General features: G+C 69.6%; 29 protein-coding genes. 10 read left to right on the forward strand and 19 right to left on the reverse strand.

The annotated features are described in order from the left end of the window. Nucleotides 1–36: 36 nt before the first annotated feature. The gene (locus tag AORI_RS73435) at nucleotides 37–996 is read right to left on the reverse strand and encodes a glycoside hydrolase family 25 protein (protein ID WP_228688234.1); all 960 of its coding nucleotides are present in this window, start codon (nucleotides 994–996) and stop codon (nucleotides 37–39) included. Between the two features lie 130 nt (nucleotides 997–1126). Between AORI_RS73435 and AORI_RS73440 the strand changes: the two genes are divergently transcribed. The 3 genes from AORI_RS73440 (at nucleotide 1127) to bcp (ending at nucleotide 2557) form a co-directional block, all read left to right on the forward strand. Further along, nucleotides 1127–1309 (forward strand): hypothetical protein, encoded by a 183-nt coding sequence (locus AORI_RS73440; RefSeq protein ID WP_007028251.1) that lies wholly within the window; start codon nucleotides 1127–1129, stop codon nucleotides 1307–1309. 201 nt (nucleotides 1310–1510) lie between these two features. After that, nucleotides 1511–2056: a hypothetical protein gene (locus AORI_RS73445; protein ID WP_016336779.1), complete on the forward strand. Its 546-nt coding sequence runs from the start codon at nucleotides 1511–1513 to the stop codon at nucleotides 2054–2056. 27 nt (nucleotides 2057–2083) lie between these two features. Then, nucleotides 2084–2557, forward strand: a complete 474-nt coding sequence (gene bcp, locus AORI_RS73450; RefSeq protein ID WP_016336780.1) for a thioredoxin-dependent thiol peroxidase — start codon at nucleotides 2084–2086, stop codon at nucleotides 2555–2557. A gap of 207 nt (nucleotides 2558–2764) precedes the next feature. On the opposite strand, the gene rdgB is transcribed toward bcp, so the two are convergent. From rdgB to AORI_RS73475, 5 genes are read right to left on the reverse strand one after another with little or no spacing between them, the layout of a single operon-like run. Further along, nucleotides 2765–3370: an RdgB/HAM1 family non-canonical purine NTP pyrophosphatase gene (gene rdgB / locus AORI_RS73455; protein WP_016336781.1), complete on the reverse strand. Its 606-nt coding sequence runs from the start codon at nucleotides 3368–3370 to the stop codon at nucleotides 2765–2767. Beyond that, nucleotides 3367–4143: a ribonuclease PH gene (gene rph / locus AORI_RS73460; RefSeq protein ID WP_037342521.1), complete on the reverse strand. Its 777-nt coding sequence runs from the start codon at nucleotides 4141–4143 to the stop codon at nucleotides 3367–3369. The genes rdgB and rph overlap by 4 nt, the downstream gene beginning before the upstream one ends. 23 nt (nucleotides 4144–4166) lie before the next feature. Then, complete coding sequence (locus tag AORI_RS73465) at nucleotides 4167–4934, reverse strand: MBL fold metallo-hydrolase (protein WP_016336783.1); 768 nt, start codon at nucleotides 4932–4934, stop codon at nucleotides 4167–4169. A gap of 30 nt (nucleotides 4935–4964) precedes the next feature. Then, a complete protein-coding gene (murI, locus tag AORI_RS73470) occupies nucleotides 4965–5771 on the reverse strand; it encodes a glutamate racemase (protein WP_007028257.1) in 807 nt (268 codons plus the stop codon). Next, nucleotides 5768–6436 carry a rhomboid family intramembrane serine protease gene (locus tag AORI_RS73475; protein WP_043848347.1) on the reverse strand — a complete coding sequence of 223 codons (669 nt, stop codon included), beginning with the start codon at nucleotides 6434–6436 and terminating at the stop codon, nucleotides 5768–5770. Before AORI_RS73475 ends, murI begins: the two co-directional genes overlap by 4 nt. An 82-nt stretch (nucleotides 6437–6518) precedes the next feature. On the opposite strand from AORI_RS73475, the gene AORI_RS73480 reads away from it, so the two are divergent. Next, nucleotides 6519–7391, forward strand: coding sequence for an arylamine N-acetyltransferase family protein (locus AORI_RS73480; RefSeq protein WP_043848348.1), 873 nt, complete (start codon nucleotides 6519–6521; stop codon nucleotides 7389–7391). Here the strand turns inward: AORI_RS73480 and AORI_RS73485 are convergent. The 7 genes from AORI_RS73485 to clpS form a co-directional block, all read right to left on the reverse strand. Continuing rightward, nucleotides 7352–8065 carry an aspartate/glutamate racemase family protein gene (locus tag AORI_RS73485; RefSeq protein ID WP_043849136.1) on the reverse strand — a complete coding sequence of 238 codons (714 nt, stop codon included), beginning with the start codon at nucleotides 8063–8065 and terminating at the stop codon, nucleotides 7352–7354. The two genes, AORI_RS73480 and AORI_RS73485, sit on opposite strands and share 40 nt — an antisense overlap. A 198-nt stretch (nucleotides 8066–8263) precedes the next feature. Then, nucleotides 8264–9214, reverse strand: a complete 951-nt coding sequence (locus AORI_RS73490) for a PLP-dependent cysteine synthase family protein (RefSeq protein ID WP_016336787.1) — start codon at nucleotides 9212–9214, stop codon at nucleotides 8264–8266. Nucleotides 9215–9217: 3 nt separating this feature from the next. Further along, entirely contained in the window at nucleotides 9218–9490 is a 273-nt protein-coding gene (locus tag AORI_RS73495) for a MoaD/ThiS family protein (protein ID WP_007028262.1), read from the reverse strand. 75 nt (nucleotides 9491–9565) lie between these two features. Continuing rightward, nucleotides 9566–9982, reverse strand: a complete 417-nt coding sequence (locus tag AORI_RS73500) for a M67 family metallopeptidase (protein ID WP_016336788.1) — start codon at nucleotides 9980–9982, stop codon at nucleotides 9566–9568. Between the two features lie 62 nt (nucleotides 9983–10044). Further along, complete coding sequence (locus AORI_RS73505; RefSeq protein ID WP_016336789.1) at nucleotides 10045–11037, reverse strand: P1 family peptidase; 993 nt, start codon at nucleotides 11035–11037, stop codon at nucleotides 10045–10047. Continuing rightward, nucleotides 11034–11591 carry a DUF2017 domain-containing protein gene (locus AORI_RS73510; protein WP_007028265.1) on the reverse strand — a complete coding sequence of 186 codons (558 nt, stop codon included), beginning with the start codon at nucleotides 11589–11591 and terminating at the stop codon, nucleotides 11034–11036. The genes AORI_RS73505 and AORI_RS73510 overlap by 4 nt, the downstream gene beginning before the upstream one ends. Beyond that, nucleotides 11588–11887: an ATP-dependent Clp protease adapter ClpS gene (gene clpS, locus AORI_RS73515; protein ID WP_005165655.1), complete on the reverse strand. Its 300-nt coding sequence runs from the start codon at nucleotides 11885–11887 to the stop codon at nucleotides 11588–11590. The genes AORI_RS73510 and clpS overlap by 4 nt, the downstream gene beginning before the upstream one ends. A 74-nt stretch (nucleotides 11888–11961) precedes the next feature. On the opposite strand from clpS, the gene AORI_RS73520 reads away from it, so the two are divergent. From AORI_RS73520 to AORI_RS73530, 3 genes are read left to right on the forward strand one after another with little or no spacing between them, the layout of a single operon-like run. Next, the gene (locus tag AORI_RS73520; RefSeq protein WP_016336790.1) at nucleotides 11962–13266 is read left to right on the forward strand and encodes a nicotinate phosphoribosyltransferase; all 1305 of its coding nucleotides are present in this window, start codon (nucleotides 11962–11964) and stop codon (nucleotides 13264–13266) included. A 19-nt stretch (nucleotides 13267–13285) separates the two neighbouring features. Next, nucleotides 13286–13861 (forward strand): isochorismatase family protein, encoded by a 576-nt coding sequence (locus AORI_RS73525; protein WP_016336791.1) that lies wholly within the window; start codon nucleotides 13286–13288, stop codon nucleotides 13859–13861. Next, the gene (locus tag AORI_RS73530; protein ID WP_016336792.1) at nucleotides 13858–14511 is read left to right on the forward strand and encodes a bifunctional 4-hydroxy-2-oxoglutarate aldolase/2-dehydro-3-deoxy-phosphogluconate aldolase; all 654 of its coding nucleotides are present in this window, start codon (nucleotides 13858–13860) and stop codon (nucleotides 14509–14511) included. The genes AORI_RS73525 and AORI_RS73530 overlap by 4 nt, the downstream gene beginning before the upstream one ends. Nucleotides 14512–14581: 70 nt before the next feature. Here the strand turns inward: AORI_RS73530 and AORI_RS73535 are convergent, their stop codons facing one another. Beyond that, nucleotides 14582–15247 carry a hypothetical protein gene (locus AORI_RS73535; RefSeq protein ID WP_016336793.1) on the reverse strand — a complete coding sequence of 222 codons (666 nt, stop codon included), beginning with the start codon at nucleotides 15245–15247 and terminating at the stop codon, nucleotides 14582–14584. 143 nt (nucleotides 15248–15390) lie between these two features. Here AORI_RS73535 and AORI_RS73540 point away from each other — a divergent pair, with 143 nt between their 5' ends. The 3 genes from AORI_RS73540 to AORI_RS73550 all read left to right on the forward strand — a co-directional run bounded on the left by AORI_RS73540 (nucleotide 15391) and on the right by AORI_RS73550 (nucleotide 18575). After that, nucleotides 15391–15981 carry a biotin transporter BioY gene (locus AORI_RS73540; RefSeq protein WP_016336794.1) on the forward strand — a complete coding sequence of 197 codons (591 nt, stop codon included), beginning with the start codon at nucleotides 15391–15393 and terminating at the stop codon, nucleotides 15979–15981. A 125-nt stretch (nucleotides 15982–16106) separates the two neighbouring features. Further along, nucleotides 16107–18164: an ATP-dependent DNA helicase gene (locus AORI_RS73545; RefSeq protein WP_016336795.1), complete on the forward strand. Its 2058-nt coding sequence runs from the start codon at nucleotides 16107–16109 to the stop codon at nucleotides 18162–18164. A gap of 57 nt (nucleotides 18165–18221) precedes the next feature. Next, a complete protein-coding gene (locus tag AORI_RS73550) occupies nucleotides 18222–18575 on the forward strand; it encodes a hypothetical protein (RefSeq protein WP_016336796.1) in 354 nt (117 codons plus the stop codon). A 72-nt stretch (nucleotides 18576–18647) separates the two neighbouring features. On the opposite strand, the gene AORI_RS73555 is transcribed toward AORI_RS73550, so the two are convergent. From AORI_RS73555 to ctaD, 5 genes are all read right to left on the reverse strand, one after another. Beyond that, nucleotides 18648–19052 (reverse strand): OsmC family protein, encoded by a 405-nt coding sequence (locus tag AORI_RS73555; RefSeq protein WP_016336797.1) that lies wholly within the window; start codon nucleotides 19050–19052, stop codon nucleotides 18648–18650. Nucleotides 19053–19063: 11 nt separating this feature from the next. Next, nucleotides 19064–20815 (reverse strand): serine/threonine-protein kinase, encoded by a 1752-nt coding sequence (locus tag AORI_RS73560; RefSeq protein ID WP_016336798.1) that lies wholly within the window; start codon nucleotides 20813–20815, stop codon nucleotides 19064–19066. Nucleotides 20816–20831: 16 nt separating this feature from the next. After that, on the reverse strand, nucleotides 20832–21590 hold the full coding sequence (locus AORI_RS73565; protein ID WP_016336799.1) for a peptidyl-tRNA hydrolase: 759 nt from the start codon (nucleotides 21588–21590) through the stop codon (nucleotides 20832–20834). Continuing rightward, complete coding sequence (gene serB / locus AORI_RS73570; RefSeq protein ID WP_016336800.1) at nucleotides 21587–22816, reverse strand: phosphoserine phosphatase SerB; 1230 nt, start codon at nucleotides 22814–22816, stop codon at nucleotides 21587–21589. Before serB ends, AORI_RS73565 begins: the two co-directional genes overlap by 4 nt. A gap of 87 nt (nucleotides 22817–22903) precedes the next feature. Further along, nucleotides 22904–24682, reverse strand: a complete 1779-nt coding sequence (ctaD, locus tag AORI_RS73575; RefSeq protein WP_016336801.1) for an aa3-type cytochrome oxidase subunit I — start codon at nucleotides 24680–24682, stop codon at nucleotides 22904–22906. Nucleotides 24683–24694: the final 12 nt, after the last annotated feature.

The raw sequence follows: 24694 nt of genomic DNA on the forward strand, positions 1-24694 counted from the left end.
AAGTCCGTGAAGGAGGCCTTCACGGACTTCCGGGGTTCAGCCGACGATGTCGATTTCGAACTCCACGTTCGAGCTGTATTCGAAGTCGGCCCACACCGCGCCCGGCAGGTGGTACCGCCGGTGCGAAACCGTCTTCGGGTTGAATCCGGGCGTCTGCGTGGGATTCCCGCCGACGCCGACCTTGTCGCTTCCCCAAGCGTAGATGTTGCCCTGCCACACGGGCGCGTCGGTGATGCCGTCCCCGTCGACCCGCGGGCGGACGATGATCGCGGCCGTCTCGCTGCCGGAGAGGAACAAGCGCACGGACGTGACGGACGGGCTGGCCGGAATGGTCCTGCGTTCCATGAGTTCTGTCGTCGCCTTCCGTTTCGGGGCGGCGCCGCCGCCGGTCAAGTGGGCGTTCGTGTAGGACTCGTTGAGATCGACCGCGCTCGCGCGGATGCCGGGGACATGGCCGGCGTCCGAATACTGGTGGATGTCGTACCGGCCGGCGGCCGGATCGGGTTTCGCGCCGTAGCGCGCGATCCAGATGACGAGGTTCGACACGCCGAACTGATCCGGGCGCAGCATCTTGGCGAGCGAGTTGTTCATGTAGATACCGGGCCGGAAGCCGTGTCCGGCCACGCGATTGCAGAATCTGATCGAGAAGTCCCGCTTGCGCGAGTCGGGGATGTTCGGCGTTCCCGAACCCGGCGGATTGTCCTCGAGGTCGAGCATCGGGACACATCCGGTCGCCCCGAGGCGCCGGACCTCCCCGATCAGCACGTCCGCCTGCGCCTCCGGCGAAGGACTCGCCTGGGCGTAGTGATAGCCCCCCACCGGGATCCCGACGGATCTCGCGCCCGCCACCAGCGCGTCGCCGGTGTTGCGGCCGCCGTTCGGGAGGCCGCCGCCGTCGCTCAGCTTGACGAAGACGAACGTCACGCCGTGGTTCTTGACGGCCTGCCAATTGGTAACGGATTGAAAGCGACTGTAGATATCTATTCCCAGCGCCATCGTTACAGCCTGACGGGTGAACTAGTTGGACAAAAGGGCCTAGTGGGCGATAACTGGTTCGTCCGGTTCGCCCTTTCGGGCGGCCCCTCCATGGCTGACTCGGCTCCCCCATGCCCGTACTGTGATGACCATGGCGTCTCGAAGCCCCTTTCGCTGGCTGACCCGGTGGGCGGACTGGTTCGAAGAGCGCGGCGTCTACGTCCCGGGCGAGGAGAGCCGGGCGGTCGATCCGATGCGCGATTTCGGCTGGCTGATCGTGGCCTGGGTGTCCGGTCTGGCGATCTTCATCCTGTTCTTCGCCTTCGCCGTCTGATCCGGCGCGGATGTGCCATCGAGGTGACGGCTGTCACTAGCCGTGCCCTTCCGATCACGGATCGGCCACGGCTGTACACCAGGTGCGCCTCAACCCGGCCGTGCCGCTCCTCTCGGCTGCGGAAGACCGTCACTCTGGACTCTTCGGCACTAATACCTACCTCGAACGGCCCACCCGCACCTCCGACTGGAGTAACCGCACATGGCGCCCCCGCGCACCCCGAAGCTCTTCATCGCCGCCTGCTCGCTGATGCTGGCGGCCGCGTGCGGGGTCCCGGCACCGGAAAAAGGTGCCGCCGTGCTCGGTGCGGACGCCCCCGCGCAGGGCTTGGCCGCGACACACGCCGAGGGCGACCTGGCGTTCGGCGCTCCGCACCGGTTCGCGACCGGCGTCACGATCTCCGTCTCCGCGCCGAAGTCGTTTCGCCCCAGCGCGTCGGCGTATCCGCAGAGCCCGCGCGCGGTGGCCTTCGGCATCGAGGTGACGAACGCGGGCGAGGGCACGTACCGGCTCTCCGGACTGTCCGTGACGGGTGAGGTCGACGGGGAGACCACGTCGGTCAAACAGGTCGTCGACCCGGTGCAGGGCTACAACGGCGTCGCGGACGCCGGCAAGGACGTGGCGCCCGGCCGGTCGGTGCACCTGAACCTGGCGTTCGCCGTCCCGGACCGGCCGGTGCGGCTGCGCCTGCAGGTGCGGCCGAGCCAGTCGGAGCCCGTCGCCGCGAAGTACTGCGGAAAGGTTTGACGCCGCCGGTTCGCTACCGTGTGCGTCATGACCGAGCAGCGACTTTCCCCCGGCGACAAAGCGCCCGACTTCACCCTCCCCGACAGCGAGGGCAACGACGTCAAGCTCAGCGACTTCCGCGGCAAGTCGGTCGTCGTGTACTTCTACCCGAACGCCGGCACGCCGGGCTGCACGAAGCAGGCGTGCGACTTCCGGGACAGCCTCGCGCAGCTCAACGACGCCGGTTACCAGGTGCTCGGCATCTCGCCCGACAAGCCCGCGAAGCTGGCGAAGTTCGTCGAGGCGGAGGGCCTGACGTTCCCGCTGCTGTCCGACGAGGAGAAGACGGTCCTGAAGGCGTACAGCGCCTTCGGGGAGAAGAAGAACTACGGCAGGGTCTACGAAGGCGTCATCCGCTCGACGTTCGTCGTCGACCCCGAGGGCAAGATCGCCGTGGCGCAGTACAACGTGCGGGCGACGGGGCACGTCGCGAAGCTGCTGCGGGACCTCTCTCTGGCGTGAGCCTCGTGAGTGGCGTTTCGGGTTCTAACCCGAAACGCCACTCACGACCCCCGGGTGGGGTCCCTGAAGGTAGTGAAGGCCTCCTTCACTACCTTCAGGGTAGGCAAGGAGGCCTTCACGGACCCGACCCGCGATCAGCCGTGGCCAAAGTCCAGGGAGGTACGCAGGACCCCTTCGCCCTAACCCGAAACGCCACTCACGACCAGCTCAGCCCGCCAGCTTCCGGAGCTCCCCCACCAGCGCCCGCAACGCCTTCCCCCGGTGCGAAGCTTCGTCCTTTTCGGACGGTTCCAGCTCCGCCGAGGTCCGCGTCTCCCCTTCGGGCACGAAGATCGGGTCGTAGCCGAATCCGTTGGCACCACGGCGTTCCCGGATCAGCGAGCCGCGCCATTCCCCGCGCACCACGGTTTCGTCGCCACCGGGCACGACCAGCGCTGCCGCGCAGACGAAGGCGGCGCCCATGCGCTCGTCGGGCGTGTCGGACAGCTGCGCCAGCACGAGATCCAGGTTCGCGTCGTCGTCGCCGTGCTTGCCGGACCAGCGCGCCGAGAGCACGCCCGGCATGCCGTTGAGCGCGTCGACGGCGATGCCCGAATCGTCGGCGATGGCCGGGAGACCGGTCGCGGCGGCCGCGTCCTGGGCCTTCGCGAGCGCGTTGCCTTCGAAGTCCGGGGCGGTTTCGGGGGCTTCGGGGAACTCGGGGACGTCGGCGAGACCGATGACCTCGACGCCCTCGATCCCTTCCGCCACCAGGATTCGCCGGAGCTCGCCGAGCTTCTTCGCGTTGCGGGTGGCGAGGAGCAGCTTGGTCACTTGGCACCCTTCTTCTTGTCGGGACGCGGCTCGGGGAGCTCGCCGGGGTACGGCAGCGCGAGCGCTTCGGTCTGCAGGCGGGTCAGTTCCTCACAACCCGCGAGCGCCACGTCCAGCATGGTGTCCAAAGTGGACCGGGCGAAGGTCGCGCCCTCGCCGGTGCCCTGCACCTCGATCAGGGTGCCCGCGTCGGTGGCGACGACGTTCATGTCGACCTCCGCGCGCGAGTCCTCTTCGTAGGGCAGGTCCAGGCGCACCCGGCCGTCGACGACACCCACGCTCACCGCGGCCACCGAAGACGAAAGCGGCTGTGGGTCGGCGAGGCGGCCCGCGGCGCCGAGCCAGGTGACGGCGTCGGCGAGCGCGACGTAGCCGCCGGTCACCGCGGCCGTGCGGGTACCGCCGTCGGCCTGGATGACGTCGCAGTCGATGACGATCGTGTTCTCCCCCAACGCCGCCAGGTCGATGCAGGCGCGCAGGGACCGGCCGATCAGCCGGGAGATCTCGTGCGTACGGCCGCCGACGCGGCCCTTGATGGATTCGCGGTCGCTGCGGGTGTTGGTCGCCGACGGCAGCATCGCGTACTCGGCGGTGACCCAGCCGAGGCCGGAACCGGCCCGCCAGCGGGGGACGCCTTCGGTGACGCTCGCCGCGCACAGCACCCGGGTGTCGCCGAATTCGATCAACACCGATCCCGCCGGCCACCGCTGAAAACCGCGGGTGATCTTGATGTCGCGAAGCTGGTCGTCGTTCCTGCCGTCTTTTCTCGCCACGGCCGCCACTCTAGAACCCCGCGTCAGAGGTGGTAGACGGCGCCCTGCTCGACCAGCTCGGCCGCAGGGAACGCGACGGCCGCCTCGGCGAGGACGGCGCCGCGGTCGGTCCAGGGCGCGACATGGGTGAGCAGCAGGCGCCCCACCCCGGCCTTGCGCCCCAGCTCGCCCGCTTCCTTACCGGACAGATGGACTCCGGCGGGCCGGTCGGGCGAGTCGGTCCACGACGCTTCGGACAGCAGGACGTCGACGCCGCAGGCGAGATCGGTCAGGTTGTCGCAGACGCCCGTGTCACCGGTGTAGGCGAGGGTCTTGCCGCCGTATGAGAACCGCAGGCCGAACGCCGGGGTCGGGTGGTCGACGGGGACCGCGGTGACCTCGAACGGCCCGATCTCCATGGGCTCGGCTCGCAGCGCCTCGAAGGCGAAGACGTCGGAAAGGTCGGTGATCGCCCGCTCGTCCTCGTTCGCGGCGTACGCGTGGGCGAGCCGCTCGTGCACGTCCGACGGCCCGTACACCGGGAGCCGCCGCGGCCTCGCCGGATACGGCAGCGCCGGGTGGTAGCGGCGCAGCACGGTGAGCGCGCTGACGTCGGCGCAATGATCGGGGTGGAGGTGCGAAAGGATCAGCGCGTCCAGGTCGAACGGGTCGCGCAGGGCTTGAAGCCTGGCGAGCGTCCCGTTGCCGAGTTCGAGCCCCAGGACGAACCCGTCCGCCTCGAGCAGGTAGCCGGACGCGGCGGCGTCGGGCCCGGGGATGCTGCCGGAGCAGCCGAGGATCGTGAGACGCACTGTGACACCTTAAGCACGGAATCGGCGATTTTAGGCGCTGGTGGGAGCCAGCACACCCGGAGCGAAGCCCATGAACCGCTGAGCGAGTCTGGTGAACGGCTCGGCGGATCCGGTGGCGACGAACTCGTGCCGCGGCGGGGTGTCGCGCTCGGCGAGGAGATCGGCCTCGGTGAGGACGCGCACGAGGTCACGCGCGGTCTCCTCGGCGCTGGACACCAGCGTGACGTCCTGGCCCATGACGATCTGCAGCACCCCGGACAGCAACGGGTAGTGCGTGCAGCCCATGACCAGCGTGTCGACCTGCGCGTCCAGCAGTGGTTCCAGATAGCCCTGAGCGAGCCCGAGCACCTGGCGCCCGGTGGTGATCCCGCGTTCGACGAAGTCCACGAACCGCGGGCACGCGACGCTGGTGATCTCGACGTCCTGCGCGGCGTTGAAGGCGTCGTCGTAGGCGCGGGACCGGACGGTGCCCTCGGTGCCGATCACGCCGATGCGCCCGGAACGCGTGGCGGACACGGCCCGGCGCGCGGCCGGGAGGACGACCTCGATCACGGGGACGTCGTAGCGCTCCCTCGCGTCGCGAAGGCAGGCGGCCGAGGCGGTGTTGCAGGCGATGACCAGCGCCTTCACCCCGCCTTCGACGATGTCGTCCAGCGCTTCCAGCGCGTACTGGCGTGCCGTCGCGATGGGAAGCGGACCGTACGGGTTGCGGGCGGTGTCGCCGACGTAGCGCAGCTGCTCACCGGGCAACTGCTCCAGGATCGCCCTGGCGACGGTGAGCCCGCCCACCCCGGAATCGAAGACCCCGATCGGGGCGTCGGCGCTCGGCTTGGTCACCCGGCGAGGCTACCGGGGCCGGTCGCTTTCCTGGCTCGGGACCTGTCGGCGCGCGCCATCAACCAGGCCGCGAAGACCCCGGAAAGCGCGCCGAACAGGTGTCCCTGCCAGGAGATGCCCGTGTCACCCGGAAGCAGTCCCCAGAGCATCCCGCTCCAGATGCCCAGCAGCACCACGGCGACCAGGATCTGCCCGACCGCGCGGTTGAAGATGCCCCGGACCAGGAGGAACGCGAGCCAGCCGAAGGCGACGCCGGACGCTCCGACGGTCACCGTGCCGCCCGGCGCGATCAGCCAGACGCCGAGGCCGGAGAGCACCCAGATGATCGCGGTGACCAGCACCCACCGGCCGATCCCCGCGGACATCGCGAGGAAGGCGAACACCAGCACCGGGACGGTGTTGGAGAACAGATGCCCCCAGCCCGCGTGCAGGAGCGGCGCCCAGAGCACGCCGTCGAGATCGGAGACCTCGCGGGCGACGATGCCCCCGCTCTGGTCGAGGTCGGCGGGCAGCACGACGTCGACCAGTTCGACCAGGTAGAGCAGCGCGGTGAAGGCGAGCGCCACGATCGCGGCGGCCCTCGGGTTCGGCGGCAGGACGCGTTTGGCCGGATCCGTACCGGACGACTCGCTCGCCGGGACCGGCTGGGGAGGCAAAGTGGTCACCTGCCCAGGCTACGACGTGGATCGGCGGGATCGCCTCCGTGAGAACCCTGATTTGTCGGTGGTGCCCGCTACCGTCGATCACATGGGGTTCCCTTCTTCGGAGCACGTGGACGTGCCCGCCTACCTCGCGCGACTCGGCCTCGAGCACGAGCCGCCGAGTCTCGATGCCCTTTTCCGCCTGCACGCGGCCCATGTGGAGCGCGTGCCGTACGAAGATCTGGAAGTCCAGCTCGGCCGGGTGACCTCGCTGGATCCGGCGGTGTCGTTCGGCCGGATCGCCGCCGGCCGCGGCGGCTACTGCTATCACCTCAACGGCGCGTTCTCGGCCCTGCTGCGGGCCCTCGGTTACCAGGTCACCCGGCATCCGGGCGGGGTGCAGGGCCATGGTGAGGCGGCCGGGATCCACCTCAACCACCTGGCCCTGACGGTGACCGGGCTGCCGGAGGCGCCCGAGGTCGGCTGGCTGCTCGACGTCGGGCTCGGGGACGGCATCCACCAGCCGCTCCCGCTGCGTGAGGGCGAGTACAAACAAGGCCCGCTGGTGTTCCGGATCCGGCCCTCGGAGATCACGCCGGGCGGCTGGCGGTTCGACCACGATCCGCAGGGCAGTTTCGTCGGGATGGATTTCGCCCCGGAGACGGCCGTGATGGCCGACTTCGCCGAAAAGCACGTCGAGCTGTCGACGTCCGCGACTTCCGGCTTCGTCCGCACGCTGGTGCTGCAGCGGCGCGACGCGGAAGGGGTGGATTCGCTGCGCGCGCTGACCTTGAGCGGTCTGCCGGGCGGCAAGACCGTGCTGGAATCACCGGCCGAGTGGTGGACGGCGATCGAGGACGTCTTCGGTGTGGCTCGCGGCGGATTCACCGGTGAAGAACAGGACAGGCTGTGGCGGCAGACGGTCGCCCAGCACGAACGTCACACCGCGGGAGGGAGTGAGGCCTTGCCCAGCGCGTAGTCCACGGCCGCTTCGGCGTGCAGCCTCGTCGTGGGGAAGGTGGGCACTGCGCTGTCTTCGGGACCGACGAGCAGCTCGATCTCGGTGCAGCCGTAGATCACGCCCTCCGCGCCCGCCTCGACGAGCCTCGCGATGACCTCGCGGTACCGCTCGCGGGACTCCTCGGTGACCACGCCGTGGACGAGTTCGTCGTAGATGACCCGGTGCACCGTCTCGCGGTCGTCCTCGTCCGGCACGAGCACGTCGAGGCCGTGCGCGGCGAGGCGTTCGCGGTAGAACGGCTGGGCCATGGTGAAACCGGTGCCCAGGAGGCCGGCGCGCTCGACGCCGGCGGCCTTGATCGCGACGGCCGTCGTGTCGGCGAGATGCAGGAGCGGGACGCCCAGACCGTCGGTGAGCCGGTCGGCGACCTTGTGCATCGTGTTGGTGCAGAGGACGACGAAGTCCGCTCCGGCGGCTTCGAGCGCGCGTGCGGCGCGGTTCAGTTCGCGTCCCGCGTCGTCCCAGCGGCCCTCGGCCTGCATCGCCTCGATCTCGGCGAAGTCCACGGAGTACAGCACGGTGCGCGCGGAGTGGTACCCGCCGCGCAGCTCACGGACGCGCTCGTTCACCAGCCGGTAGTACTCGGCCGACGATTCCCAGCTCATCCCGCCCAGCAACCCGATGACCTTCATGTCCGCCATCGTGCCAGCGCCGGACCGCCTCGGGTTTCGAGGCACTCCCCAAATGTCATGAAAGGGTCGTTCAGGACGTTTTCCGTCCTGAACGACCCTTTCATGACATCCGGCTGAACCCGACCCCGAACGCTATGAAAGGTCCTTTCCTTGCAAAATTTGCAAGGAAAGGACCTTTCATAGCGCGTGCAGAGGGGGTCAGGCCCAGAGCTGCCCGTCGAGCCTCTGAGCCGCTTCGTCGAGCGAGCCGGAGTACGCGCCCGTCGAGAGGTACTTCCACCCCGCGTCGGCGACCACGAAGGCCACGTCGGCGGGCTTCCCCGCGGCGGCGGCCTTCTCGGCGACGGCCAGCGCGGCGTGCAGCACGGCGCCGGTCGAGATTCCCGCGAAGATGCCTTCGTGCTCCAGCAGCTCACGCGTCCGGCGAAGCGCGTCGTACGCGCCGACGGAGTACCGGCCGTTGAGCACGCTCGCGTCGTAAAGCTCCGGGACGAAGCCCTCGTCGAGGTTCCGCAGGCCGTACACCAGCTCGCCGTAGCGCGGTTCGGCCGCGATGATCTGCACGTCCGGCTTCGCCTCGTGCAGATAGCGTCCGACGCCGACCAGCGTGCCGGTGGTGCCGAGGCCGCCGACGAAATGCGTCAGCGTCGGCAGGTCCTTGAGCAGTTCGGGCCCGGTGCCGCGGTAGTGCGCGTCGGCGTTGGCCGGGTTGCCGTACTGGTAGAGCATCACCCAGTCCGGGTTGGCCTCGGCGAGTTCCTTCGCCCGGCGCACGGCCTCGTTGGACCCGCCGGCGGCCGGGGAGAAGACGATCCGCGCGCCGTACGCCTGCAGCAGCTGCTTGCGCTCGGTGGAGGTGTTCTCCGGCATCACGCACACCAGGCCGTAGCCCTTGAGCTTCGCGGCCATGGCGAGCGCGATCCCGGTGTTGCCCGACGTCGGCTCCAGGATCGTGGAGCCGCGCCGGAGCGTGCCGTCACGCTCGGCGGCCTCGATCATCGCCAGCGCGGGGCGATCCTTGATCGAACCGGTCGGGTTGCGATCCTCCAGCTTCGCCCACAACCGCACGTCGTGGGTGGGCGAAAGCCGGGGAAGGCCGACCAGCGGCGTGCCGCCGAGCGCGTCGAGCAGCGACTCGAAGCGAGCCATCGATCAGCCACCGGCCACGGCGGGCAGGATGGTCAGGGTGTCGCCGTCCTTGACCTCGGCCTCGAGACCACCGGCGAAGCGGACGTCCTCGTCGTTGACGTAGACGTTGACGAAGCGGTGCAGCTTCTCTTCCTTGACCAGGCGGGCCTTGAGGCCGCCGTGGCGGGACTCGATGTCGTCGATCACCTCGAGCACGGTCTTGCCGGTCGCCTCGACGGACTTCTCGCCGCCGGTGTGCGTACGCAGGATGGTCGGGATGGACACGGTCACGGCCATGGTTTTCTACCTCCGGTGGGTTCTCTGCAACGCAGACGTTCGGGCCGGTCCGGGTTATTCCCGGACGTGGCGGGTTCAGCCGATGATCTCGACGGGCTCCTCGGTGATCTCCCCGTCCACGATCCGGTACGACCGGAACTGATGCGAATCGGGGTCCTTGGTGGAAACGAGCACGTAGTGCGCGTCGGGTTCCGAGGCGTACGAGACATCGGTGCGGGACGGATAGGCGTCGGTCGCGGTGTGCGAGTGGTAGATGACCACCGGCACCTCGTCGTTGGCGTCCATCTCGCGGTAGAGCTTGAGCAGATCACCCGAGTCGAATTCGTAGAACGTGGGCGAACGCGCCGCGTTCAGCATCGGGATGTACCGCTCGGGGCTGTCCGATCCCTCGGGACCGGCGATCACCCCGCACGCCTCATCGGGATGGTCACGACGGGCGTGGGCGACGATCTCGTCGACGAGTTCACGGCGGATCCGGAGCACGTCGCCCATCTTAGGTGCTGGACAGAGCCGGTCCATACTCTGAGATTGCCGCCACTCGGCACCTCCACCGGTCAGGAGAAGGCTTCGGGCCAGACATCCCGGTACGCCCGCATGTCCCCCGCCGCGGTGGCGGAGAGCACACCGTGCACCATCGCCCGCCCGAACACCCGCGCCGCCGCCGAGCACAGCTTGTCCAGCACCAGCGCGCGCCGCGCAGCCGCGACGGGACCGGCTCCACCGGGAAGCTCCCGGTCGCCGGTCGCCAGCGCGAACACCGTGTCGCCGTCGAACATCGTGTGCGCGGGCCGCACCGCCCTGGCGAGGCCGTCCTGAGCGGCCACCGCGAGCCGTCGCGCCTCCGCCTTGGACAGCGCCGCGTCGACCGCGACCACGCCGATGGTGGTGTTGAGCCCCGCGGCCTTCGTCTCGACGTCGCCGGGCCGGTCGGGCCAGCGGACGCCGAACTCGCCGTCGACCTCGTGGTCCGCCGCGTACGCGCGGCCGGTCGAGAGATCGACGGCCTCTCCGGCGGCGTTCACGGCGGCGACCACGCCGACGGTGAACTCCCCGACCTTCTCCGAGGCCGTGCCGATCCCGCCTTTGAGTGATCCCGCCTTCGCCCCGGCGCCCGCGCCGACGGTCCCCGACGGCACCGGGCCGTCCTTGGCCGCTTGGCAAGCCGCGTAGCCGAAGGAGGCGTCCGGGCGGTTTCCCCAGTCACTTCGCGGCAGGTCGAACAACACCGCGGCGGGCACGATCGGCACCACCTCGTACGGCTGGGTCCCCACCGGGATGCCCTGGTTGCGCTCGGCGAGCCAGCGCATGACGCCGTCCGCGGCGGCCAGTCCGTACGCGCTGCCGCCGGACAGGCAGATCGCGTTGACGTGCTGGACCAGGTTCTCCGGCTCCAGCAGGTTGGTCTCGCGCGTGCCGGGCGCGCCGCCGCGCTGGTCGACGGCCCCGACGGCGCCGCCGGGCACCAGTACGACCGTCGTCCCGGTCGCCCAGCCGTCGCCGACCCGCTCGTGGTGCCCGACCAGCACGCCGGGAACGTCGGTGATCACGAGGTCAGCGACTGGATGAGGGTCTCCTGAACCCAGGTCAGCCAGTGGTAGACGCCGAGATGCGGCGCGCGCGGATCGTCCTCGGGCAGTTCGTCGGGCATGTCCTCGGTGACGTCGAGCGCGGTGCCCAGCGCCAGCCGGACGTCGTTGAGCGCGCCCAGCCACGCGTCGGCCTGCTCGAAGGTCAGCCGCACGTTCCCGCCGTCACGCGGCAGGGTGTCCAGCACGATCTTCGCGACGCCGACCTTCTTGTCCAGCAGCTCGGGCTCGTGGATCGACCGCATCGCGGCGGCCGAGTCGATGTCCTCGCGGGTCGGGTTGTCCGGGTCGAGCTTGTGGAAGTCCGGCAGCAGCCGCGAAAGCACCGGGTCGTCCGGCGATTCGGTCGGGCCGGTGCGGATACCGGTCAGCTCCGCGAGCTCGTCCTGCGGCGCCTCCTCGGCGCGCGCGGTGAGCATGTCCTCCAACTGGCTGACCAGACCGCGCAGCACCGCGGCCTCCTGCTGCTCGAAGCCGGCGACGATGGTCTCGCCCTTGCGGCGCCATCCGTTCATGAAGGCTGCTCCATGGTCGCCCAGAGGCCGGCCGCGTGCAGTTTCGCGACGTCGGTCTCCACCTTCTCCTTGGAACCGGAGGACACGATCGCCTTGCCCTTCTGGTGCACGTCGAGCATCAGCTTCGTCGCGTGGTCCCGGCTGTAACCGAACAGCTTCTGGAACACGTACGTCACGTACGACATGAGGTTCACCGGATCGTTCCAGACGACCGTCCGCCAGGGTTTGTCCTCAGAGACGACTTCTACTCCCTGTGGATCAACCTGCGTCTGCTCGGATGCGACAGGCGTGGACATGCACTCCATGGTGTCACGGGCCCGATCCGGTACGGGCTGGCAGGTCCGGCCATGTGGGTGAATAGGCTGGTGCCATGGGTTTCCCCGAGGCGGCCACTGGCGCCAGCACCGCGCTGCTCACCGACCACTACGAGCTGACCATGCTGGCCAGCGCCCTGTCCGACGGGACGGCGGACCGGCCTTGCGTCTTCGAGGTCTTCGCACGTCGTCTGCCCGACGGCCGCCGCTACGGCGTCGTCGCGGGCACCGGCCGGGTCCTCGACGCGATCGCGGACTTCCGGTTCACCGACGCCGAGCTGAGCCAGCTGGAAGCGACGGCCGTGGTCGACGACGCCACCCTTTCGTGGCTCGCGGACTACTCCTTCTCGGGGAACGTCGACGGCTACCCCGAGGGCGAGCTGTACTTCCCCGGCTCCCCGATCATGACCGTCACCGGTTCCTTCGGCGAGGCCGTCGTGCTGGAGACGCTGATCCTCTCGATCCTCAACCACGACAGCGCGATCGCGTCCGCGGCGGCGCGGATGTCGGGTGCCGCGCACGGCAGGCCGATCATCGAGATGGGCGGCCGCCGCACGCACGAGTACGCCGCCGTCGCCGCCGCGCGGGCCGCGTACCTCGCCGGGTTCGCCACGACGTCCAACCTCGAAGCCGGGCGCCGCTACGGCATCCCGACGCGGGGCACGGTCGCGCACGCGTTCATGTTGCTGCACGACAGCGAAGAGCAGGCGTTCCGCGCGCAGGTGGACAAGATGGGCGCCGACACCACCCTCCTGGTGGACACCTACGACATCACCAAGGGCATCGAAACGGCCGTCCGGGTGGCGGGCACCGAACTCGGCGCGATCCGCATCGACTCCGGCGACGTCGGCCCGCTGGCGCGCAAGGCCCGCGAGCAGCTGGACGCCCTCGGCGCCAAGGACACCCGCATCGTGGTGTCGGGCGACCTCGACGAGCACGCGATCGCGGCGCTGCGGGCGGAACCCGTCGACGCGTACGGCGTCGGAACGTCGGTCGTCACCGGTTCCGGTGCGCCGACCGCGGGGATGGTCTACAAGCTCGTGGAGGTCGACGGCAAACCGGTCGCCAAGCGCAGCGCGCACAAGGAATCCCGCGGCGGACGGAAATCCGCGCTGCGGCGGCACCGCGAGACCGGCACCGCCGTCGAAGAGGTGATCTGGACGGCCGCCTCGCCGGTCCCGGAACGGGGACCGAACGACCACGAATTGCAGATTCCGCTGGTCCGGGACGGCCGGACGGTGGATGATTTGCCCACGCTGGACGACGCGCGCCAGCGGCTTCGGCGGGCGCTGGTGAGCCTTCCGTGGGAAGGCCTCAAGCTCTCGCACGGGGAGCCCGCCATCCCGACCGTATTCGTCTAAAGAGACTCAGGAGCAACACATGGGGACCGCCTTGATCGTGGTCGATGTGCAGAACGACTTCTGCGAAGGCGGGTCGCTCGGCCTGCCCGGTGGCGCCGCCGCCGCCGAAGCGATCTCCAAGCAGGCCGCGGAGGGTGGCTACGCGCACGTCGTCGCCACTCGCGACTACCACATCGACCCGGGCGACCACTTCAGCGAGACGCCGGACTTCAAGGACAGCTGGCCGCGGCACTGTGTCGCGGGCACTTCCGGCGCGTCGTTCCACCCCGCACTCGACGTGGTCCCGATCAGCGAGGTCTTCTCCAAGGGCGAGTACACCGCCGCGTACTCCGGCTTCGAGGGCAACGCGCGCGACGGCAAGACGCTCGACGCCTGGCTGAAGGAGCACGACGTCACCGAGGTCGACGTCGTCGGCATCGCGACCGACTTCTGCGTCCGCGCGACGGCGCTCGACGCGGCGAAGGCGGGCTTCACCGTGCGGGTGCTGCTCGACCTCACGGTCGGCGGTTCGCAGCCGACGGTCGACGCCGCGCTCAAGGACTTCGACGAGGCGGGCGTGACCTACACCGGGAAGGCGCCGGTCCCCGCCGCATGATCCAGCACGACCTCCAGGACACCTTGATCGAAAACCGGCTCGTCGCGATCCTGCGGGCCGCGGACGCGAGCCGGTTCGCCGACGCCGCGACGGTGCTGCACGCGGCGGGCGTGCGGGTGCTCGAAGCGGCGTTGACCACGCCGGGCGCCACGGACGCCATCTCGACCATCCGGAAGAAGCTCGGCGACGACGCGTACGTCGGGGCCGGGAGCGTGCGCGAGATGTCCGATGTGGACAAAGCGGCGGACGCCGGTGCGACGTTCCTGGTCACGCCGACGGTGAACCCGCTGGTCATGGAGCGCGCGCACGAACGCGGGCTGCCGGTGATCTGCGGCGCGCTGACCCCGACCGAGATCGACCAGGCATGGCGTCTCGGCGCGGCGGCCGTGAAGGTGTTCCCGATCGCGGCCGTCGGCGGCATCGCCTACCTGCGGGCGATCCGGGCGCCGATGCCAGACATCCCGCTCGTCCCCACGGGCGGCGTCCACCTGGCCGACGTCGCGAAGTACCTCGAATCGGGCTCGATCGCCGTCGCGGCCGCCACGCCGCTGGTCGGCGACGCGCTCACCTCCAGTGGCTCGCTGACCGACCTCGCGACCCGGGCGGGCGAGTTCGTCGCCGCGGCCGCGAAGTACGTCTCGCGCACCTGACGCATTTCGTCCTCTGAATGCGGTACTTGCGTGTGCAAGGACCGCATTCAGAGGACGAAACGCGGGAGGGTCAGGGCTTCTTCTTGCCGTACGGGTCGCAGCGCGCGGTCCCGAGGTAGATGTCGCCCTTCGCCGGTCCGCCGCCTTGGGGGAACAGCTTGATGTGCAGCATGTGCGTCACGAGGCTGCCGTCGGGCGGCGTCGGCGTGACGGTCTCGTTGACCGTGAGCGACGCCAGCGCCGTCCCGCCCTTGCCGCCGGTGATGGTCAGCCGGTAGTTCTGCGGGATGTTCTCCGGCAGTGTGAACCCGCTGACGTCGCCGAACTCGATGTAGCCGAGGCTGCCGTCCTGGGTGGTGCTGCATTTGGCCATGAACGTGCGGACCTTGATCACCGGGCCGCCGAACCGCTTGAGCAGGGTGGTCTCGAAGCGCCGTCCGGCCGCCTCGCCGATCGCCACCGCGCCGTTGCGGCCGCAGCGCGACTCACCGCCGCCGAACCGGGCGAAGTCGCCGGTCGACCCGCCCTGGGTCTTCGCGTTCAAGGGACCGTCGACGTCGCACGGCGCCAGCTCGCCGGTGACCACGTGTTCGCCGTCGATCTCGACGTCGAGCGAACCGACCGACGCGGCCGCCGTCGCGGGCGCGGGCTCGGCCGACGCGATCGCCGGTCCCCCCGTCACCAGCGCCCCGGTCAGCATCGTCACCGACAACAGCCTCGAAACGGGTTTCCTCATGTCCGGAAGCCTCCACCAACCGCCTGCCCCGTGCAGGGTCGTGCCACCCGGTCGAGTGGATCGTGAGGTGCCCGACATTCGGTCCGCGTCCCGCCATCTGACGTTAACCTCGGTTCACATTCGTGTACTCATAGGAGGTCTGAGTGTCTTCGCTGTCCGTGACCGGCACCCGCCCGGTTCTCGCCGACCTCGTTCCCGGCGCCCTGGTTCGTGACGCGGTCCTGGTCGCCGGTGGTGCCGCCCTGACCGGTGCGGCCGCGCAGATCCTGATCCCGGTGCCCGGCTCGCCGGTGCCGATGACCGGCCAGACGTTCGCCGCCCTGCTGGTCGGCGCCGCGCTCGGCTGGAAGCGCGGCGCGCTGTCGATGGCGCTGTACCTCGCTGTCGGCGCAGCCGGGTTCGGCTGGTTCCAGAACGGTTCTTCGGGCCTGTTCGGCGCCAGCGCCGGCTACATCGTCGGCTTCGTGCTCGCGGGCGCCCTGGTGGGCGCGCTCGCCGGCCGCGGCGGTGACCGCACGCCGCTGCGCACGGCGGGGACGATGGTGCTGGGCAACCTCGCCATCTACTCGGTCGGTGTGCCGTGGCTGATGGCGTCGACCGGCTTCGGCCTGTCGACCGCGCTCGAGAAGGGCGTCGTGCCGTTCCTGATCGGGGACGCGCTGAAGATCGCCGTCGCCGCGGCGCTGCTTCCGGGCACCTGGGCGCTCGTTTCCCGTTTCCGCAAGGAGTCGTGACCGGCCCTTTCACCGCGCGGCTAAATGTCATGAAAGGGTCGTTCAAGACGGAAAACGTCCTGAACGACCCTTTCATGACACGGGGCGGACGATCTTGACGGTGCCCCCGGCTATCGTCTTGTCCCGTGCCCTCCCGTGCTGATTTCCCCGGTGTCCTCGAACTCCTGACCCACGCGGTCGAGTCCGTGGGCGGTGCCGAGCGCGAGGGCCAGGTCAAGATGGCGGACGCCGTCGGCCGCGCCATCCGCACCGGCGAGCATCTGGCCGTCCAGGCGGGCACGGGCACCGGGAAATCGTTGGCCTACCTCGTCCCCGCGATCCGGCACGCGGTCGAGAAGGAGGCCACGGTCGTGGTCTCCACGGCCACCATCGCGCTGCAGCGCCAGCTCGTCGACCGGGATCTCCCCCGGCTGGCGAAGGCGCTCAAGAAGCCCCTCGGCCGCGAGCCCACCTTCGCGATCCTCAAGGGCCGCCGTAACTACCTCTGCCTCCACCGGCTCGATTCCGGCGCCCCGGACGAGCCGGAAGACCAGCAGCTGTTCGACCCGTTCGCCGTCTCCCGGCTCGGCAAGGAGGTCACCCGGCTGCGGGAATGGTCGTCCGACACCGAAACCGGCGATCGCGACGAGCTGGTCCCCGGCGTCTCGGACCAGGCGTGGCGCCAGGTGTCCGTCACCGCCAAGGAATGCCTGGGCGCGTCTCGCTGTCCCATCGGCACGGACTGCTTCGCCGAGCGGTCCCGCGCCGAGGCCGGCAAGGCCGACGTCGTGATCACCAACCACGCGCTGCTGGCGATCGACGCGCTGCAGGGCTATCAGGTGCTCCCCGAGCACGATCTGGTGATCATCGACGAGGCGCACGACCTGGTGGACCGCGTGACCTCCGTGGCGACCGGCGAGCTGACCAGCGGCATGGTCTCCGCCGCCGCCCGGCGCTGCGGGAAACTGGTCGACGACGAGGTCGCCGATCAGCTGCTGGAGGCGAGCGACGGGCTGGCCCTGATCCTCGACGACCTGCCCTCGGGCCGCATGGACTCGCTGCCGCAGGCCCTCACGGGCGCCATCCCCGCGGTCCGCGACGCCGCGCACCGCTGCCTCACCTCGCTCGGCAAGGACCGCAAGGAGGACGTCGACGAGGCCACGGCCCGCAAACTCGCGCGGTCGCTGCTCGAAGAGGTCCACGACACCGCGGTCCGGCTGCTCGAGGCCTTCGACGACGACAAGGCGCATCAGCGTGACGTCGTCTGGCTGACCGGGGACCGCTTCTCCACGAACCCGCGTCCGCCCGCGCTGAAGGTCGCTCCGCTGGGTGTCGCCGGCCTGCTGCGGGAGCGCGTCTTCAACCAGCACACCACCATCCTCACCTCGGCGACGCTGACCTTGGGCGGCACGTTCGACACCATGGCCCGGCAATGGGGTCTCCCGCCCGGCGGGGCCAGGGTCGAGAAGGCGCCGGGCGCGGCGACGGACAAGGCCGCCCCCGCGGACAGTGACGACGCCGACGGCCCGAAGTGGACCGGCCTCGACGTCGGCTCCCCGTTCGACCACAAACGCAACGGCATCCTCTACCTGGCTAAACACCTGCCACCGCCGGGAAGGGACGGGTTGCAGCCCTCGACCATGGACGAGCTGGCCGAGCTCATCGAGGCCGCGGGCGGGCGCACGCTCGGCCTGTTCTCCTCGATGCGCGCGGCGAAGCAGGCGACGGAAGAGATGCGGGAGCGGCTCGATCTGCCGATCCTCTGCCAGGGCGACGACGCCACCGGCCTGCTGGTGCAGAAGTTCTCCGAGGACGCGCGCACCTGCCTGTTCGGCACGCTGTCGCTGTGGCAGGGCGTCGACGTGCCCGGGCCGTCGCTCCAGCTCGTCGTGGTCGACAGGATTCCCTTCCCCCGCCCGGACGATCCGGTCTCGTCGGCCCGGCAGCGGGCCGTGGAGGCCAGGGGCGGCAACGGGTTCCTCACCGTCGCGGCCACGCATGCCGCGCTGCTGCTCGCGCAGGGCACCGGACGGCTGCACCGTTCGGTCACCGATCGCGGGGTCGTGGCGATCCTGGATTCGCGGCTGGCCACCGCCCGCTATGGCGGATTCCTGCGTGCCTCGCTGCCGCCGTTCTGGCCGACCATGGACCCGAAAGTCGCCCGCGACGCGCTGCGCCGCCTCGACGCGGCCGCCCCGGCCTGAGTGGCCTGGAACACGGCCGAGTACCGTTAACGGAACGCCGAAGACAGGGAGAACCGGTTGTCCCAGGAGTCGCCCAACGCACAATCCCGGACCGTCAGCGTCGATGACACCGGAGTGCGGCGCCAGCTCGCGGACGGCAGCGAAGAAGCCGTCACGTGGTCCGAGCTGTCCGCGGTGGTGGTCAGAGTGATCCCTGAAGGCCCGTGGAAGGAAGACGTCTTCTTCATGCTCGCCGGCGCCGACGGGAAGGGCACCGCGATCCCCAGCGGCGACCCGGCCGCCGACGCGCTGATCGAGCGGCTGCAGACGCTGCCCGGCTTCGACAACGAGAAGTTCATCGAGGCCATGACCACCGACGCCGACGAGGCGTACGTGGTCTGGAGCGCCGAAGGCCACGCCGCCAAACACTGAGCCGAGTGCTATGAAAGGTCCTTTCCTTGCAAAATTTGCCAGGAAAGGACCTTTCATAGCATCCGGAGGCGGCTACTCGACGGGGAAGCTTTCCGTGACCGGGATGCCCTTCTTCAGCGTCCGGCTCACCGTGCACAGCCGCTCGATGGCGCGATCCACCGCCCCCGCGAGCGCCTCCCGATCCTCAGCGGACAGAGACGACACATCGACGTCGAAAGCCACATGGACCGCGTCGAGCTCCGAAGCGTCTTCGCGCCGATCCGCGGTCACACCGACCCGGAACTTCGAGTCCTCACCGATCCGGCGCGTGATGAGGTTCTCGGCGGTGACGGCCGAGCAGCCCGCAGCCGCGATCTGGAGCAGTTCGGCGGGTGAGAAGGCGCCCTCGGCGCCCTTGCGGCCGATCACGACCTCGGCACCGCGTTCGTTGCGGCCGATGAAGCGATGCGCACCGTCGCGCTGGACTTCCAAAGACACGGTCTTCCCTTTCAGAGTGGCGGCAGCCTGGGGGCGATCTCGCCGGCGAGCCGTTCCGCGGCCGGGCACATCTCCTGCGGCGGCTTGACCTTGCTCGCGACGTAGATCTCCACCGTCTCGATCATGGCACGACCGTCGCCGGTGAAGCCCCGGTGCGGGATCTCCGCCTGACAAGCCTTCCATTCGGCAGACACCTCGACGAAGGCTTCCCGCGATCCGAGAGCGACGCGTCTGCCGTCGTCCTCGAACGGCGCCCGTTCCCGTTCGAACCGGATCGTCACCGCGGTCTCACGATGGTTCCAGTAGCACTCCCAGTTGCCGAAGACCGGATCCGGCGTCGCCGGGCCGCCGATGATCGCCTGCGGCAGGTTCCCGCCCAGCGCGCAGGCGTCGAGGGTCCCGAGCGAACCCGCGGGGAACGGGGCCGGACGACGTCCGAGCGGTCCGCGGTTCAGCACCCCGGCGGCGTGCGAGGCGACCGCGTCGGCGTAGTCGCACAGGTGTGCGTGCCAATTCTGGACATGCCGGGAGTGCACCCAGATCTGGTTGCCGTCCGGCAGCTCGATGGCCCGCTGGCACTTCTCTTCGGTGTCGCTCGGCCACTCACGCACGCGCAGCTGCCCGGGCGGGGGCTTCTCCAGCATCGGCGACCCGGGGATGGTCAGTTCGAGCCGGACGTCGACGACGTCCTGTTCGTCCGGGGTCAGTCTCACCAGGACACCGCAGGCGTTGAAGTTGCCGCGGGCGGTGTCGAGCCGCGGAGTCCCGAGGTGGTTCAGCGCGGACGGATCCACCAGCGCGCAGGGGTCGGCGGTGCGCGGATCGCCGACCGAGTTCATGGGGGTGGGACCCGCCGCGATCGACGCGGAATCCCTCGTGGCGTACAGCAGGCCACCGGTCAGCATCAGCACCGCCGCGACGGCAGCGATCACGACGGCACGCCTGTTCACCCGGAACCTTCGCGCCCGTACGGGAACGCTGACGTCCGCGACGTCGGACAGCAGTTCGGCGGCGCGGACGGCGTCCGGCCGCCCGCCGGGTTTGCGCCGCAGCAGTTCGGTCAGCGCGGGCGCCAGCGGCCCCGCCCGCCGGAGCGGCTCCAAGGTGTACGCCGTCGCCCGCCGGAGCTGCACGAACGGTCCTACGCTCGCGTCTCCCCATACCGACGTGCCTTCGACTGCGGCGAACAGGGTCGCGCCGAGCGAGAAGACGTCCGCCGCGGCGCCCGCCTGCCGTCCTTCGGCCATCTCGGGCGCGACGTAGCCAGGGGTGCCGACGTCGAGGCCGCCGCCGGTGCGGGTGACCTCCGCCCATTGCGCGATGCCCAGGTCGGTGAGTTTGGCGGTGCCGTCGTCGGCCACCAGGACGTTGCCCGGTTTGAGGTCGCGGTGGACCATGCCCTTCTCATGCATCGCCGCGAGCGCCGCGGCGAGCTGGACGCCGATCTTGGCCACCTTGCCGGGCGGCAGCGGCCCGTCGGAGTCGATGACGTCGGCGAGGCTGCGCGAGGGCAGGTACTCCATCACGAGCCAGCGATCGTCACCATCGATCACGGCGTCGAAGACGGTGACCACGTTCGGATGATGCAGACCCGCGCCGATCCGCGCCTCGCGCCGGATCTGACCGCTGTCCCCGGCCTGCGAACGCTTGAGAGCGACGACCCGCCCGAGGTCCAGATCGGTGGCACGCCAGACCACACCCATACCCCCGGCACCGATCCGCTCCTCCAAGCGGTAGCGCCCGGCGATCAACCGATCACCCATGCGGGGAGTATAGGAGCTAAGCCCTTTGGGCTATGACCGTGACGGTCCCGGGATCGACTTCGGTGAACCCGGCGTCCCGGACCGCGACGACACCGTCACGGCGCCACGAACCTTCGGGATCCTCGACCGGGCAAAGCGCCTTCCAGGTCGCGACCGGCGGCGTCCGCACCGAGCACCGGAAACCCGTCGCCGCCCAGGCGGCCAGTTCGGCTTCGTCGAGCAGTGAGGCCAGGATCATCGTCGCGTGCCCGACCTGGGCGGCGCCCTTGCCGACGGTCATCGAGACCTCGGGGTTCAGCAGCAACCGCGGGAGACCGCCGGGCGCGGGCCCCGGCTCGTCGGCGGGGAGTTCGCTCCCGGAGATCTGCAACCGCGAGACCTCTTTCGGGGCCTCCACGACCCGGCCGGGCAGCAACGCCCGCGCCTCGGCGCCGTCGACCTCGATCGTGATACCCGGCAGCTCTTGGACCGCCTGCCAATGCGCGCCGCGCGCCCGCCGGGCGACCTTGCGAATCCGGCCGTCGACCCACGCCTTGAGCGGCTCGTGCCATTCGCCTTCGGGCTGGGCGCGTTCGTCGAGACAGACCGCGACCGCGGCCGCCGCGGCGGCTTCCAGCAACGCGGTCCGCGACGGCGGTTCGGCCCGTTCCATCCGCAGGATCACCGGCATGGCGCGGACCTCGGCGGGATCCTCGTCCGAGGTGTCCACCGTGCTTTCCGCAGGAAGGCCGAGCCAATGGGCGTAGCGCGCGGCCAGCGGCTCCAGCACGCTCATGGCCGGGAAAGCTCGAGACCGTCGGCCGCGTCGGCCGCCTCGATCTCGGCCCTGGTGACCCCGAGCAGGAACAGCACGGCGTCGAGGTACGGGTGCGAAAGCGCGGTGTCGGCGACCTCGCGCAGCGCGGGCTTGGCGTTGAAGGCGACACCCATCCCGGCGACCGACAGCATGTCGATGTCGTTCGCCCCGTCACCGACCGCGACGCACTGCTCCAGCGAGATCTCGTACTCCTCGGCGAAGCGGCGCAGCGCCGTCGCCTTGCCCGCCCGGTCGACGATGTCCCCGGCCACCCGGCCGGTGAGCTTGCCGTCGACGACTTCGAGTTCGTTCGCGGCGGCGAAGTCGAGACCGAGGTCGTCCACGAGGGACTTGATGATCTTGGTGAACCCGCCGGAGACGACCCCGCAGCGGAAGCCCATCCGCTTCAGCGTGCGGATGGTCGTGCGCGCGCCCGGCGTGAGCTCGATGGACGCGGCGACCTCGTCCAGCACCGTCTCCGGCAGCCCTTCGAGCAGCGCGACGCGGCGCTCCAGCGACTCGCCGAAGTTCAGCTCGCCGCGCATCGCGGCCTCGGTGATCTCGCGGACCTGCGGTTCGACCCCGGCGTGCGCGCCGAGCATCTCGATGACCTCGCCCTGGATGAGTGTGGAATCGACGTCGAAGACGACCAGGCGCTTGGCGCGGCGGGCGAGCCCGGCCCGCTCGACCGAGATGTCGATCCCGGCCTCGACGGCGGCGTCCGCGAGCGCGGTGCGCAGCGCGGCGTCGGCCTCCGGAGTGTCCTGGGCGAGCGAGGCGTACAGCTCCAGCCCGGTCACCGGGTAGTCGGCGACGCTGCGGATCGAGTCGATGTTGACGTCCAGCGCGGCGAGCCGGCGCGCGACGTCGGAGAAGGCGCGCGCGGTCACCGGGCGGCCGAGCATCAGCAGGACATGCGTCGAGTCCTTCTGGCCGATGGCGAACGGGTCGGCGCCGATGGCCGAGCCGATCTTCACCTCGACCTGCATCCCGACCGACGCCATCGCCTGCTCGACGTACTCCTGCAGGCCCTCGGGGTCGCGGTAGACCCCGGCGAGCACGCCGAGCACCAGCTGGCCACGGATCACGACCTGCTCGACGTCCAGGACGTCCACGTCGTGGCGCGACAGCACGGCGAACAGCACCGAGGACACACCCGGCTTGTCGGGTCCGGTGGTGGTGATGAGAACTGGTGTCTGCGTCACGGGGTCAGTCTCCCTCAGCACGCCACGAAAAAGGCGCGTGCCTTGCCCCTGTGTGAGGCAAGGCACGCGCCATTTCCGCTTATCGGGTCACTTCTCGCTGGAGTTGTCCTCGGAGTGGTCACCCGGCATGGCCGCCTCGGTGAGCACCTGGGACGGCGCCCGGTGGGTGTTGACCTTCTGCTTCCCGAAGAAGCCGATCTCACCCTCCTTGTGGATGCGCTCCATCATGTGCGGGTAGTGCAGCTCGAACGCCGGACGCTCGGACCGGATCCGCGGCAGCTCGGTGAAGTTGTGCCGCGGCGGCGGGCAGGACGTCGCCCATTCGAGCGAGTTGCCGTAGCCCCACGGGTCGTCCACCGTGACGATCTCGCCGTACCGGTAGCTCTTGAAGACGTTCCAGATGAACGGCAGCGTCGAGGCACCGAGGATGTACGCGCCGATCGTGGAGATCGTGTTCAGCGTCGTGAACCCGTCGGACTGCAGGTAGTCCGCGTACCGGCGCGGCATGCCTTCGGCGCCGAGCCAGTGCTGCACCAGGAACGTGGCGTGGAAGCCGATGAACGTGGTCCAGAAGTGCCACTTGCCGAGCTTCTCGTCCATCATGCGGCCGGTGATCTTCGGGAACCAGAAGTAGATCCCGGCGAACGTGGCGAACACGATCGTGCCGTAGAGCACGTAGTGGAAGTGCGCGACGACGAAGTAACTGTCGGACACGTGGAAGTCGATCGCCGGCGCGGCCAGCATGATGCCGGTCAGACCGCCGAAGAGGAACGTGACGATGAAGCCCATCGAGAAGATCATCGGCGTCTCGAAGGACAGCTGGCCCTTCCACATCGTGCCGATCCAGTTGAAGAACTTCACGCCGGTCGGGACCGCGATCAGGAAGGTCATGAAGGAGAAGAACGGCAGCAGCACGGCGCCGGTCGCGTACATGTGGTGCGCCCACACGGCCACCGACAGCGCGGCGATCGCCAGCGTCGCCCAGACCAGGCCCTTGTAGCCGAAGATCGGCTTGCGGCTGAAGACCGGGAAGATCTCCGACACGATCCCGAAGAACGGTAGCGCGACGATGTAGACCTCTGGATGGCCGAAGAACCAGAACAGATGTTGCCAGAGGATCACGCCGCCGTTGGCCGGGTCGAACACGTGCGCCCCGAGATGCCGGTCCGCCAGCAGGCCCATCAGGGCCGCGGTCAGGATCGGGAACGCCAGCAGGATCAGGATGCTGGTGACCAGGATGTTCCAGGTGAAGATCGGCATCCGGTACATCGTCATACCGGGGGCGCGCAGGCAGACCACCGTGGTGATCATGTTGACGCCACCGAGGATGGTGCCGAGACCGGACACGACCAGACCGGAGATCCACAGGTCGGCGCCGACGCCGGGCGAGTGGATGGCGTCCGACAGCGGGGTGTAGGCGAACCAGCCGAAGTCGGCGGCGCCACCCGGGGTCAGGAAGCCGGACATCACGATCAGGCCGCCGAACAGGTACAGCCAGTACGAGAACGCGTTCAGCCGGGGGAACGCGACGTCGGGCGAACCGATCTGCAGCGGCAGGATGAAGTTCGCGAAGCCGAAGAGGATCGGCGTCGCGTACAGCAGCAGCATGATCGTGCCGTGCATGGTGAACAGCTGGTTGTACTGCTCCTGCGAAAGGAACTGCTGCCCGGGACGCGCCAGCTCGGAGCGGATCAGCATCGCCATCGCGCCGCCCACCATGAAGAAGGCGAACGACGTGACCAGGTACATGATGCCGATTTGCTTGTGGTCCGTCGTGCGGAACAACCGCAGCAGGTACGAACCCTTAACCGACTCGCGCGCGGGATACGGGCGCGTGGCGATCGGCTTGGGGGCTACGGCCGTCACTCCTGCCTCCAA

The organism is Amycolatopsis keratiniphila, assembly GCF_000400635.2.
Taxonomy (GTDB): Bacteria; Actinomycetota; Actinomycetes; order Mycobacteriales; family Pseudonocardiaceae; genus Amycolatopsis; species Amycolatopsis keratiniphila.